The organism is Vibrio sp. J2-3(2022) (assembly GCF_021725735.1).
In the GTDB taxonomy this organism is placed as follows: domain Bacteria; phylum Pseudomonadota; class Gammaproteobacteria; order Enterobacterales; family Vibrionaceae; genus Vibrio; species Vibrio diabolicus.
Map to the genome: position 1 here is coordinate 312899 of NZ_JAKKCK010000005.1, position 13202 is coordinate 326100.

Genomic DNA, 13202 nt, shown 5'->3' on the forward strand with positions numbered 1-13202 from the left:
AAATTAAGTGTTATTGTCGCAAATGATGACGTGTCGAGATACAAAAAGCTGTCAAATTTTACGTGTTCAGTGGTGCTCGCTCTCTAGGCATGTTCATAGCGTCAAGCGCTTTGAAATCAGTTGAACGTAAAATGCATCAATAATGAGAGTGATGTTTGAGTGATACACGTCTGCTTTACTTAGGTATATACTTATGGAATTCGCATCAATGAGGAACGAATATGATCCAAGAAATCATAGAGAAGAAACTACACAGTGAGCTGCAACCAAGCTATCTCAAAGTGATTAATGAGAGCTACATGCATAATGTGCCACCAGGCTCGGAGAGTCACTTCAAAGTGATTGTTGTGAGTGATTCGTTCGCGGGACAGCGTTTGATTGGACGCCATCGCCAAGTTCATCAAATTTTGGCAGATGAGCTAGATAACCACATTCATGCACTAGCTATTCATACATACACTGATGAAGAGTGGAAGCGAGAACAAGATGGCGCTCCTGATAGCCCTATGTGTATGGGTGGCGGTCACTAAAGACGCAAAATATAAAGGTGCAGAGAAAAGGTGGCTAAGGCCATCTTTTTTCGTTTTACATTCTTTAGGGGCATTGATGTGGCACAAATTCTGGTTAAAAAATGTGTTAACAGTGTTTCAACAAATGAATGGAAATTGCAGGATATTTCAGGCGATGAATATGACTTTTCCATAAGATATGTATGGAATATGGCATTTGTGCGATCGGTCAAAGTTATGACTATTCTTTGACCTTTTAGACCTGATTCTACCGAAATAACCCCTCTATTCTAATGATTGGTCATGGCATCAAGTTCCTAAAAAATGCTAGACTACGGCACCTGATAAATCTCGCGTATTCCTTGTGACGAGATTTTTAATAGGATGTTGCGATTTTGATGTTTAAAACAACATCAAAACCGGACACTGATGTCGTGTCTAAAAGTTACGCAATCAAAAGAATCTTTTTCCCGATAAAAGTAGTGCAAGTGCGTATGATTACAATAAAGAAGGGCTTGGATCTTCCTATCGCAGGAACTCCATCCCAGGTGATTAATGATGGTAAGACCATCAAAAAAGTCGCCTTGCTTGGCGAAGAGTACGTTGGCATGCGTCCTACCATGCATGTCCGCGTTGGTGATGAAGTGAAAAAAGCGCAAGTTCTTTTTGAAGATAAAAAGAACCCTGGCGTGAAATTTACTGCACCAGCAGCCGGTAAAGTGATCGAAGTTAACCGTGGCGCTAAACGTGTCCTTCAATCTGTAGTGATTGAAGTGGCAGGTGAAGAGCAGGTGACATTTGATAAGTTCGAAGCCGCTCAACTTTCAGGTCTAGATCGTGAAGTGATCAAGACTCAGTTGGTTGACTCTGGCCTATGGACCGCTTTACGTACTCGTCCGTTTAGCAAGGTTCCTGCAATCGAGTCTTCTACTAAGGCTATTTTCGTAACTGCAATGGATACTAATCCATTAGCAGCTAAGCCTGAGTTGATCATTAATGAGCAACAAGAAGCATTCATTGCTGGTCTAGACATTCTTTCAGCCCTGACAGAAGGCAAGGTTTACGTATGTAAATCTGGCACTAGTTTGCCACGCTCTTCACAGTCTAACGTAGAAGAACACGTCTTCGATGGCCCTCACCCAGCAGGTCTTGCTGGCACCCACATGCATTTCCTATACCCAGTGAATGCAGAAAATGTGGCATGGAGCATCAACTACCAAGACGTTATCGCGTTCGGTAAGCTGTTCCTAACTGGTGAGCTATACACAGATCGTGTTGTGTCTCTAGCTGGTCCAGTTGTGAATAACCCTCGTCTAGTTCGTACCGTAATCGGTGCAAGCTTAGATGACCTAACAGATAACGAGCTGATGCCTGGCGAAGTTCGTGTGATTTCTGGTTCTGTACTGACAGGTACACATGCAACTGGTCCACACGCATACCTTGGCCGTTACCATCAACAGGTTTCTGTATTACGTGAAGGCCGTGAGAAAGAACTATTTGGCTGGGCAATGCCTGGTAAGAATAAGTTCTCGGTAACTCGCTCTTTCCTTGGTCACGTATTCAAAGGTCAGTTGTTCAATATGACAACGACGACCAATGGTAGTGATCGTTCAATGGTTCCAATTGGCAACTACGAACGCGTAATGCCTCTAGATATGGAGCCTACTCTGCTGCTTCGTGATCTATGTGCAGGTGATACAGACAGTGCTCAAGCACTGGGTGCGCTTGAACTGGATGAAGAAGATCTAGCATTGTGTACCTTTGTATGTCCAGGTAAGTACGAGTACGGTACGTTACTTCGTGAATGCCTAGATACTATCGAGAAGGAAGGGTAATTTTCATGGCTCTTAAAAAGTTTCTTGAAGACATCGAGCATCATTTTGAGCCTGGTGGTAAACACGAAAAATGGTTTGCCCTGTACGAAGCTGTAGCAACAGTTTTTTACACTCCAGGTATCGTAACAAATAAAAGCTCGCACGTTCGTGATAGCGTTGACCTAAAACGTATCATGATCATGGTTTGGTTTGCGGTATTCCCAGCAATGTTCTGGGGTATGTACAACGCAGGTGGCCAAGCTATTGCAGCGCTTAACCACATGTATGCTGGTGATCAACTAGCGACAGTTATCTCTGGTAACTGGCACTACTGGCTAACTGAAATGCTGGGCGGAACGATTGCCGCTGATGCAGGGGTTGGCAGTAAGATGCTACTAGGTGCGACCTACTTCCTACCTATCTACGCAACAGTATTCCTTGTTGGTGGTTTCTGGGAAGTGCTTTTCTGTATGGTGCGTAAGCACGAAGTAAACGAAGGCTTCTTTGTTACTTCTATCTTGTTCGCACTTATCGTTCCACCAACGCTACCTCTATGGCAAGCGGCATTAGGTATCACATTTGGTGTTGTTGTTGCGAAAGAGATCTTCGGTGGTACAGGTCGTAACTTCCTTAACCCTGCACTTGCAGGTCGTGCATTCCTATTCTTCGCTTACCCAGCGCAAATCTCGGGTGACGTAGTATGGACTGCAGCTGACGGCTTCTCTGGTGCAACTGCTCTTAGCCAATGGGCTCAAGGTGGTAACGGTGCTCTAGTTAACACAGTAACTGGTTCTCCTATCACTTGGATGGACGCTTTCATCGGTAACATCCCTGGCTCTATTGGTGAAGTATCGACTCTAGCTCTAATGATCGGTGCAGCGATGATCGTTTACATGCGAATCGCTTCATGGCGCATCATTGCGGGCGTAATGATCGGTATGATTGCAGTATCGACTCTGTTTAACGTGATCGGTTCTGACACTAACCCAATGTTCAACATGCCATGGCACTGGCACCTAGTTCTAGGTGGTTTTGCATTCGGTATGTTCTTCATGGCAACGGACCCAGTATCAGCGTCATTTACTAACAAAGGTAAATGGTGGTACGGCATCCTGATTGGTGCAATGTGTGTGATGATCCGTGTAGTTAACCCGGCGTACCCAGAAGGTATGATGCTGGCGATTCTATTCGCGAACCTATTCGCACCTCTGTTCGACCATGTAGTGATTGAGAAGAACATCAAGCGGAGACTAGCACGCTATGGCAAGTAATAACGACAGCATTAAAAAGACGCTGGGTGTTGTTATCGGGTTGAGCCTTGTTTGTTCAATCATCGTATCAACAGCAGCAGTAGGTCTGCGTGATAAGCAAAAAGCTAACGCTGTCCTAGATAAGCAATCAAAGATCGTTGAAGTTGCAGGCATTGACGCGAACGGTAAGAAAGTACCAGAGCTATTTGCTGAGTACATCGAACCTCGTCTGGTAGACCTTGAAACAGGTAACTTTACTGAGGGTAATGCATCTACGTACGATCAGCGTGAAGCATCAAAAGATGCAGAACGTTCAATCGCATTGACACCAGAAGAAGACGTCGCTGATATCCGTCGTCGTGCGAATACAGCAGTGGTGTACTTAGTAAAAGACCAAGATGAAGTCCAAAAAGTTATCTTGCCTATGCACGGTAAAGGACTATGGTCGATGATGTATGCCTTTGTAGCCGTTGAAACTGATGGTAACACTGTGTCTGCTATTACTTACTACGAGCAAGGTGAAACTCCTGGACTTGGTGGTGAAGTAGAGAACCCTTCATGGCGCGATCAATTCATTGGCAAGAAATTGTACAATGAAGATCATCAGCCAGCGATTAAGGTCGTGAAAGGCGGCGCACCGCAAGGTTCTGAGCACGGTGTTGATGGCCTATCAGGAGCAACGCTCACTAGTAATGGTGTTCAACACACATTTGACTTCTGGTTAGGTGACAAGGGCTTTGGTCCTTTCCTAGCAAAAGTTCGTGACGGAGAACTTAACTAATGTCTAGTGCACAAAACGTTAAAAAGAGCATTCTAGCGCCAGTATTGGATAACAACCCAATCGCGCTACAAGTTCTTGGTGTATGTTCTGCTCTTGCAGTAACAACTAAACTAGAAACAGCTTTTGTAATGACGCTAGCGGTAACATTTGTAACTGCGCTGTCTAACTTCTCTGTTTCATTGATCCGTAACCACATTCCTAACAGTGTGCGTATCATCGTTCAGATGGCAATTATCGCATCGCTAGTAATCGTGGTAGACCAGGTGCTAAAAGCTTACCTATACGATATCTCTAAACAGCTATCTGTATTCGTTGGTCTGATTATCACTAACTGTATCGTAATGGGTCGTGCTGAAGCATTCGCAATGAAGTCTGCGCCAGTACCATCTCTTATTGACGGTATTGGTAACGGTCTAGGTTACGGTTTCGTTCTTATCACTGTAGGTTTCTTCCGTGAGCTATTTGGCTCAGGCAAGCTATTTGGCCTAGAAGTTCTACCTCTAGTGAGCAACGGTGGTTGGTACCAGCCTAACGGCCTAATGCTACTAGCACCATCAGCATTCTTCCTAATCGGCTTCCTTATCTGGGTAATCCGTATTCTGAAACCAGAACAAGTAGAAGCGAAGGAGTAAGGACGTCATGGAACATTACATTAGTCTGTTAGTTAAATCGATTTTCATCGAAAACATGGCTCTGTCTTTCTTCCTAGGTATGTGTACTTTCCTTGCCGTATCTAAGAAGGTTAAGACCTCTTTCGGCCTAGGTGTTGCAGTTGTGGTAGTACTGACTATCGCTGTTCCTGTGAACAACCTAGTATACAACCTAGTTCTGAGAGAGAACGCGTTAGTTGAGGGCGTGGACCTTAGCTTCCTAAACTTCATCACCTTTATCGGTGTAATTGCAGCACTTGTACAGATTCTAGAGATGGTTCTAGACCGTTTCTTCCCACCTTTGTACAACGCGCTAGGCATCTTCCTACCGCTGATCACAGTAAACTGTGCAATCTTCGGTGGTGTATCTTTCATGGTACAACGTGACTACAACTTTGCTGAATCTATCGTTTACGGTTTCGGCTCTGGTGTGGGCTGGATGCTGGCAATCGTTGCTCTTGCAGGTATCCGTGAGAAGATGAAGTACTCTGACGTACCTCCAGGTCTACGTGGTCTTGGCATCACATTTATCACTGTAGGTCTTATGGCGTTAGGCTTTATGTCTTTCTCTGGTGTTCAACTGTAAGTCGGGTAAACCGCAACAATTAAGGAATAGTCAATGGACATTATTCTTGGTGTAGTGATGTTTACTCTGATCGTACTTGCACTAGTACTAGTGATTCTTTTCGCTAAGTCTAAGCTTGTACCAACAGGTGACATTACAATTTCTGTGAACGATGACCCTTCTCTGGCGATCGTTACACAACCAGGTGGTAAGCTACTGAGTGCGCTAGCCGGTGCTGGCGTATTCGTATCTTCTGCTTGTGGTGGCGGTGGCTCATGTGGTCAGTGTCGCGTAAAAGTTAAATCAGGTGGCGGCGACATCCTACCAACCGAGCTTGACCATATTACTAAAGGTGAAGCGCGTGAAGGTGAGCGTCTAGCGTGTCAGGTTGCTATGAAAACTGACATGGACATCGAGCTTCCTGAAGAAATCTTCGGCGTTAAGAAGTGGGAATGTACCGTTATCTCTAACGATAACAAAGCGACATTCATCAAAGAGCTTAAGCTACAAATTCCAGATGGCGAATCAGTACCTTTCCGTGCTGGTGGTTACATCCAGATTGAAGCACCTGCTCACCACGTGAAATACGCAGACTACGATATTCCTGAGGAATACCGTGAAGACTGGGAGAAGTTCAACCTTTTCCGTTACGAGTCTAAAGTTAACGAAGAGACAATCCGTGCATACTCAATGGCTAACTACCCAGAAGAGCACGGTATCATCATGCTTAACGTTCGTATCGCGACTCCGCCGCCGAACAACCCAGACGTACCACCAGGCATCATGTCTTCGTACATTTGGTCTCTAAAAGAAGGCGACAAGTGTACTATTTCTGGTCCATTTGGTGAGTTCTTTGCGAAAGATACAGATGCAGAAATGGTATTCGTAGGTGGTGGTGCTGGTATGGCTCCAATGCGCTCACACATCTTCGACCAACTTAAGCGTCTACACTCTAAGCGTAAGATGTCTTTCTGGTACGGCGCACGTTCTAAGCGTGAAATGTTCTACGTAGAAGACTTCGATATGCTACAAGCTGAGAATGACAACTTCGTATGGCACTGTGCACTGTCTGATCCACTTCCAGAAGATAACTGGGATGGTTACACTGGCTTTATTCACAACGTTCTTTACGAGAACTACCTACGTGATCACGAAGCGCCAGAAGACTGTGAATACTACATGTGTGGTCCACCTATGATGAATGCGGCTGTTATCGGCATGCTAAAAGATCTAGGTGTAGAGGATGAAAACATCCTACTAGATGACTTCGGTGGTTAATCCCTCCAAGTGATTGAATCTATGGCTAGCTCTCTAAGAGCTAGCCATTATTTTTTGTAGAAGTAAAAATAATATTCAACAGTTGATATAGGTAATTGGATTTAAGTAATCGGTCCCATTCCCCATATCAATTCAACAACATTGGGAGTTAACAAGTGAAAACGTGGCTTGTTGCATTCGCTTCTCTATTGATTTTGGCTGGCTGTGAGCAGCCAGCAGATCAAATTCATCTAAGTGGCCCTACCATGGGGACTTCTTATAACATCAAATATATCGAGCAAGATGGTATTCCTACGCCAAAAGCGATGCAGACGGAAATTGATCGCTTACTGGAAGAAGTCAATGACCAAATGTCGACCTACCGTGATGATTCAGAATTAAGTCGCTTTAACCAGCATCAAACGAGTGAGCCATTTACTGTATCGACACAAACAGCAATCGTAGTCAAAGAAGCGATTCGTCTCAACGGTCTTACTTTAGGCGCATTGGATGTGACAGTCGGTCCTTTAGTTAACCTGTGGGGCTTTGGCCCAGAAGCTCGCCCTGATGTCGTTCCTACAGATGAAGAGCTAGCGGCACGCAAAGCCAATACTGGCATTCACCACCTATCTGTTGATGGCAATAAATTGTCCAAAGATATTCCTAACTTGTATGTCGATTTATCAACTATTGCTAAAGGTTGGGGGGTTGACGTGGTTGCTGACTACCTTCAATCTGAAGGGGTTCATAACTTCATGGTAGAAGTGGGCGGCGAAATGCGCCTCAAAGGCGTGAATCGTGAAGGCGTGCCGTGGCGCATTGCGATTGAAAAGCCGACTATTGATGAGCGCTCAATTCAAGAAATTATTGAGCCAGGGGACATGGCAATTGCAACAAGTGGTGACTATCGTAATTACTTTGAGAGTAATGGTGTGAGATACTCTCATATTATTAATCCAAGAACAGGCAAACCTATTCATCATAAAGTGGTGTCTGTAACGGTATTAGATAAATCGTCGATGACTGCTGATGGTCTTGCAACTGGTCTTATGGTGCTAGGTGAGGACAAAGGCATGGCAATTGCGAACGAAAATAATATTCCTGTTTTCATGATTGTGAAGACGGAAAATGGTTTTAAAGAGCTGGCTTCGGAAGCATACAAGCCGTTCATGAAGAAATAACAACAGAAGTGAGCATGTTCTTATGAGTACATTTCTAATTACGTTTGCAGTTTTTGTTGCGGTAATCGCAGCGATGGCTGTTGGCTACATCTTCCAGAAGAAAGTAGTGAAGGGTAGCTGTGGCGGTCTTGGTGCAGTAGGTATTGAGAAAGTATGTAACTGTCCAGAACCATGTGACGCGCGTAAGAAACGTGAAGCACGTGAAGCGGCGCGAGCTGAGAAATTGGCTGCATGGGAAAAAGATCGAATTGCTTAAGTATCGGTCATCCAAAGAGTAATACAAAATAACCCAGCTAAAGCTGGGTTTTTTTATATTTCTCGCTCTACTTCTCTGAGAGTTTATACTTTGCTTGCTACGTTTAATCTAGGATGACCGGAAGCTTAAGTCGGTGCAGACTTCGCAGCCAAGTCATTTCCCTTTAATCACCGTACTTAACTGTTATTTGGTTATATACTCAAACTAAAGCGCGTTAACTTAGGAGGAAATATGGAAATGCATCAACACGGTATGGCTGAATTGTTTCAACAATTAGGCCTCGGCAGCTCTCCTCAAGAGATAAAGGACTTTATTAACGAACATCGGCACAAAAGAGCTTCAGCCCCTCTGCATGAAGCCAGCTTTTGGACAAGTTCGCAGGCCACATTTCTCAAACAAGCCATTGAAGAAGACGCAGACTGGGCAGAGTTGGTCGATCAGCTTGATGTGATGTTACGAGATTAAGGCACGTTTACAAACTCTCATTTCTATCAAGGCAGATTTAATTTATACTGTTTTTTTGAACAGTATTTAATGGCTATGTCAGACCGAATCAGAAAAATCATTCACGTCGATATGGATTGTTTTTATGCTGCCGTTGAGATGAGAGATAATCCTAGTTATCGTGGCATTGCACTCGCCGTTGGCGGTCATGAAAAACAGCGTGGTGTGATTAGCACCTGCAATTATGAGGCGCGCAAATATGGCGTTCGTAGTGCAATGTCAACGGCGCGAGCATTGCAACTCTGCCCCCATTTACTAGTCGTTCCCGGTCGAATGCACGTGTACAAACAAGTCTCTCAGCAGATTCGTGCTATTTTTGAGCGTTATACGCCTATCATTGAACCTCTCTCATTAGATGAAGCATACCTCGATGTTACGGACTCGACAGCTTGTCGTGGCTCCGCAACGTTGATCGCGGAGTCTATTCGACGCGACATATGGAATGAGCTTGGGCTGACGGCATCGGCGGGCATTGCACCGATTAAGTTCCTTGCCAAAGTCGCCTCTGATATGAATAAACCCAACGGTCAGTTTGTTATCCCACCAGATAAGGTTCAGGAAGTTATCGATACACTTCCGCTGGAAAACATTCCTGGAGTAGGGAAGGTGAGTCTTGAGAAATTGCATCAAGCGGGCTTTTATCGATGTGAGGATATTAAAAACAGCGACTATCGTGAATTGCTGAGGCAGTTTGGTCGTCAGGGGGCCTCTTTATGGCAGCGTAGCCATGGAATTGATAATCGAGAAGTCGTCGTTGAGCGAGAGAGGAAATCCGTCGGTGTGGAACGGACATTTAGCCAGAATATCTCGAGCTATGATGAATGTTGGCAAGTGATCGAGGATAAACTTTATCCTGAACTCGAGAAACGCTTAGAGCGTGCAAGCCCAGATAAATCGATTATTAAACAAGGTATTAAAGTTAAATTTGCCGACTTTCAACTGACAACAATTGAGCATATCCATCCGCAATTAGAGCTTGAGGACTTCAAGATCTTGCTAAGAGATATTCTTAAGCGCCAAAACGGACGGGAAATACGCCTTTTAGGCTTGAACGTGATGCTCAAGCCCGAGAACCAAGCGCGCCAATTGAGCTTTTTCTAGGCTCTTACTGCTTCTACCTGAGCTAATACTTGTTCAAAGCTTGTATTGGCCATCGCACCATAACCCGCCAGTTTTGAAGCTTTTAGCTGGCTAATTAAAGGGGTACTAATTCCACACAAGAAGCGGGCGACAGCATCATTGCTGATAGCGGAAGGGGAGAGCTGAATAAATTCCTGCACCCACATAGCTACTTGAGGTGGCTCAATATCCTCACCTTGTGGTGTTGGGAACGAGGCGACTTGACCGCGACACACGGAGCAGTGACCACATTGCTCTGGTGCATTGTGGTCAGCAAAGTAGTTCGCCAATTGTGAGCTCAAACAGTGCTCTGACTGGAACAAGCGCAGCATGGTGTGAATTCTTTCGATATCTTTGCTTTCTTTGGATTGGAACAGTTCATACAGTTGTTGGATTAAAACATCAGAGCTCTGTGTGGTTGGCGAAACTGAGTACACGTCGGTCAGTTGTTTGCTCTCTAGCTCTATCCAACCATTCTGGTGAAAATAGTCGAGGGCTGCGACAACTCGGCTGCGTTCCGATTGATAGTTCATCCATAACGCTTCTAGGTCAACTTGGCACCACACTTTGGCTTTTTGCGAGCAGGAGAAAATAGCCTCCACGAATTGACGTCGCTCGCCTTGAAATTGATTCACAATAAATTGCTGATCGTGCAAAAACTTAAAGCGATATTCCGCAAAGTAACTGTATTTTGCTTCAATGAGTTTATGTAGCTCCAAATAAACCAACAAGGTTTTGAGTGGCAATTGGCGGATATTACTTTCACGCGATAAACGCAGTGGCACTACCTCCCATTGTGGAGCATGTTCTTTCGCTTGCCCGACTACATAGTTAATCGAGGTTAGTTCAGGTGTGTCACCATAGACAAAGTTTTCCAACACCGTTAAGCCGGACGTATTGCCCAGCAGAATGCACTCAGAACGTTGCCCGTCCCTGCCTGCACGTCCAATCTCTTGTGCGTAGTTCTCGATCGATTTGGGTAAGTCGAAGTGAATGACGCGGCGGATATCAGATTTATCGACCCCCATACCAAATGCAATCGTGGCAACAATACAGTCAATTTGGCTATCCATAAACTGCTGTTGGATTTGTTCACGGATGTCGCTTTTCATACCCGCATGGTACGCGTGAGCATTAATGCCAATATGGATTAGTGATTTTGCTACTTGCTCTGCTGTCTGCTGTTGTGTCACGTATACGATAGTCGGAAGCTTAGGAGAAGAGGCGATGATTTCACTTAGCTTTTCTTGTTTCGTTGCTTCCTCGCATGGGATAACCGAGATATCCAGATTGGGGCGGTAGAAGCCTGTAACGGTAATATGTTCACTGGCAATATCGAACTTTTGTTTCATGTCTTCAATAACTGCGGGCGTTGCTGTTGCAGTGAGAAGCAAAGATTGTGGAATGTTCAGTTCACGTTGATATTGCGGTAGCTTGAGATAATCAGGGCGGAAGTTATGTCCCCATTCGGAAATACAGTGCGCTTCATCAACCACCATCAAAGAGATCGGTACTTGGCGAATGAACTCACGAAAACGCTCGTTTTTTAGGCGCTCAACAGAAATCATCAATATTTTGATCTGTCCATTTTTTACCCCTGCCATGACGCGTTGTGACTCTTCTCTGCTTTGACTGCTATCGATAGAAGCGGCCGGGATCCCTTTACTTTGCAAAAAGTTCAGCTGATCTTTCATTAACGCCAACAACGGCGAGATCACCAACATAAGATTGGGCAATACGGTTGCTGGTAATTGGTAACAGAGAGACTTACCCGAACCTGTAGGAAAGATGGCCGCAGCAGAGTAACCATTCATAACCGCTTCAATTACGGGTTGTTGACCTTGGCGTAATGAGTCAAAACCAAATACGGATTGAAGTGTTTGATGCAGCGAGTCACTTTGCATAATAGGGAAACCTTTCTTTGATGGTAAACTTAGGTACATTAACACACCCTGAGTGCCAAACGCGCGTCCTAAAAGTATGAGTAAAGCTGACTTAGTCCAAATTATCATCCAACATCTGGAAGAAAAACTTCAAGTGGCCCATGCATCGGCTCAGCGAGCCATTGATGCCGCGACAGATGAAGAAACTGTTCCCGAGCATAAGTACGATACGTTAGCACTTGAAGCCGCGTATCTTGCTCATGGACAAGCTATGCGAATCCAAGAGAGTGAAGACGAGCTGCGTCAATATCGCGCTCTAGTGACTCGCGAGTTTAAAGGCGCACCTGTTGGTGTAGGTGCTTACGTCGTTCTCGCAGATGAGAATTTGCTTGAAAAGCACTTCTTTGTAGGCCCTTGTTCTGGTGGTCTGACTGTTAAATATCAGGCTCAGGAAGTCTTTGTCTTAACAGCAAAATCTCCTCTTGGTCGAGCGTTATTCGGGAAAGAAGAAGGTGATGAGATTGATGTGAAAATAGGAGAAAAAACAACTTGTTACGAAGTCGTGACGGTTTGCTGACATCTCATGTATCACTCAGTGTTATGTTTAACACGAGTAATGTTAAATAAAAGAGAATGACATGAAAAAGCTTTTTACACTCTCATTGCTGATGGTCAGTGCTACTGGTTATGCAGCGCAGTGTCGTGTGGACATCAATAATGAAGTCCGTATGGATGGGCAAAGCTTGGAAATTCGCCAAACGACAGGTGATAAAGCTGTCGTGGATGAGGATAACAACCTATTCATCAAAGGTGAGCTAATTGAACTCAATGCCGACCAAAAAGCGGCAATTGAAGACTATCGCGAAAAAATGAACGCGTATATTCCACAAGCAAAGCAGTTGGCGAGTGATGGTTTAGCGCTTGCAAATGACATCATCGATGATGTTGCGGAAAGCCTAGACGCACCTGGCGCGTTTGATAACGTCAAAGTCGCAGTACAGGACTTTTTCGCTGATGTTGAATCACGTTACTACAAAGATGGTGATTTCATTCTACCAGCGGAAAGTTTTGAGTCCATGACACAAGGGTGGACTGAAGACTTTGCAAAAGCACAAGAGATCTTCAATAAAGAGTTTTTAGCCAGTTCGTTGGATGCTTTATCGAAAAAAATGAAGGAAGAGGGAGGGATAAACCTCACTGCATTATCAGAGAGTATGGCTGAGCTCAGCGCGAAAGTAGAAGAGCGTTTAGCTGAGCATTCGAAAGAGGTAGAACAACAAGCAGAAGACTTGTGCGATTCGCTGGATGACATGGCAGGGCAAGAAGACGATCTGTTGAAGAAAATCCCTGAGCTAAAAGATTACCGAGTATTTACGATTTAATTACCCTTCAAAAAGTAGAACTCAATGGTATAAAGAAAGAGAGCACAATTG

14 protein-coding genes are annotated in these 13202 nt (G+C 44.6%); 13 read left to right on the plus strand and 1 reads right to left on the minus strand.

The features are described from left to right. Nucleotides 1-221: 221 nt before the first annotated feature. The 11 genes from bolA (at nucleotide 222) to dinB (ending at nucleotide 9868) form a co-directional block, all read left to right on the plus strand. Entirely contained in the window at nucleotides 222-530 is a 309-nt protein-coding gene (gene bolA, locus L3V27_RS18620) for a transcriptional regulator BolA (protein WP_005380262.1), read from the plus strand. A gap of 473 nt (nucleotides 531-1003) precedes the next feature. Continuing rightward, nucleotides 1004-2344 (plus strand): Na(+)-translocating NADH-quinone reductase subunit A, encoded by a 1341-nt coding sequence (locus tag L3V27_RS18625; RefSeq protein WP_041853022.1) that lies wholly within the window; start codon nucleotides 1004-1006, stop codon nucleotides 2342-2344. Between the two features lie 5 nt (nucleotides 2345-2349). Further along, nucleotides 2350-3594, plus strand: coding sequence for an NADH:ubiquinone reductase (Na(+)-transporting) subunit B (locus tag L3V27_RS18630; RefSeq protein ID WP_006742551.1), 1245 nt, complete (start codon nucleotides 2350-2352; stop codon nucleotides 3592-3594). After that, complete coding sequence (locus L3V27_RS18635; protein WP_006742550.1) at nucleotides 3584-4354, plus strand: Na(+)-translocating NADH-quinone reductase subunit C; 771 nt, start codon at nucleotides 3584-3586, stop codon at nucleotides 4352-4354. The genes L3V27_RS18630 and L3V27_RS18635 overlap by 11 nt, the downstream gene beginning before the upstream one ends. Continuing rightward, nucleotides 4354-4986, plus strand: a complete 633-nt coding sequence (locus L3V27_RS18640; protein ID WP_005380269.1) for an NADH:ubiquinone reductase (Na(+)-transporting) subunit D — start codon at nucleotides 4354-4356, stop codon at nucleotides 4984-4986. The genes L3V27_RS18635 and L3V27_RS18640 overlap by 1 nt, the downstream gene beginning before the upstream one ends. A gap of 7 nt (nucleotides 4987-4993) precedes the next feature. Further along, nucleotides 4994-5590 (plus strand): NADH:ubiquinone reductase (Na(+)-transporting) subunit E, encoded by a 597-nt coding sequence (gene nqrE / locus L3V27_RS18645; RefSeq protein WP_005380270.1) that lies wholly within the window; start codon nucleotides 4994-4996, stop codon nucleotides 5588-5590. Between the two features lie 33 nt (nucleotides 5591-5623). Beyond that, nucleotides 5624-6847: an NADH:ubiquinone reductase (Na(+)-transporting) subunit F gene (nqrF, locus tag L3V27_RS18650; RefSeq protein ID WP_005380271.1), complete on the plus strand. Its 1224-nt coding sequence runs from the start codon at nucleotides 5624-5626 to the stop codon at nucleotides 6845-6847. Nucleotides 6848-7002: 155 nt separating this feature from the next. Next, nucleotides 7003-8007, plus strand: coding sequence for an FAD:protein FMN transferase (locus L3V27_RS18655; RefSeq protein WP_237312496.1), 1005 nt, complete (start codon nucleotides 7003-7005; stop codon nucleotides 8005-8007). 22 nt (nucleotides 8008-8029) lie between these two features. Further along, entirely contained in the window at nucleotides 8030-8263 is a 234-nt protein-coding gene (nqrM, locus tag L3V27_RS18660; protein WP_005436655.1) for a (Na+)-NQR maturation NqrM, read from the plus strand. A gap of 231 nt (nucleotides 8264-8494) precedes the next feature. Further along, nucleotides 8495-8728 (plus strand): DUF2789 domain-containing protein, encoded by a 234-nt coding sequence (locus L3V27_RS18665; RefSeq protein ID WP_012841486.1) that lies wholly within the window; start codon nucleotides 8495-8497, stop codon nucleotides 8726-8728. A 111-nt stretch (nucleotides 8729-8839) separates the two neighbouring features. Beyond that, complete coding sequence (gene dinB / locus L3V27_RS18670) at nucleotides 8840-9868, plus strand: DNA polymerase IV (RefSeq protein ID WP_230198196.1); 1029 nt, start codon at nucleotides 8840-8842, stop codon at nucleotides 9866-9868. On the opposite strand, the gene L3V27_RS18675 is transcribed toward dinB, so the two are convergent. After that, entirely contained in the window at nucleotides 9865-11790 is a 1926-nt protein-coding gene (locus L3V27_RS18675) for a RecQ family ATP-dependent DNA helicase (protein ID WP_237312534.1), read from the minus strand. The two genes, dinB and L3V27_RS18675, sit on opposite strands and share 4 nt — an antisense overlap. A 76-nt stretch (nucleotides 11791-11866) precedes the next feature. Here L3V27_RS18675 and L3V27_RS18680 point away from each other — a divergent pair, with 76 nt between their 5' ends. Together L3V27_RS18680 and L3V27_RS18685 are read left to right on the plus strand one after the other, a co-directional pair. Further along, nucleotides 11867-12346, plus strand: coding sequence for a GreA/GreB family elongation factor (locus L3V27_RS18680; RefSeq protein WP_237312498.1), 480 nt, complete (start codon nucleotides 11867-11869; stop codon nucleotides 12344-12346). Between the two features lie 61 nt (nucleotides 12347-12407). Continuing rightward, entirely contained in the window at nucleotides 12408-13151 is a 744-nt protein-coding gene (locus L3V27_RS18685) for a YggN family protein (protein WP_005385316.1), read from the plus strand. Nucleotides 13152-13202: the final 51 nt, after the last annotated feature.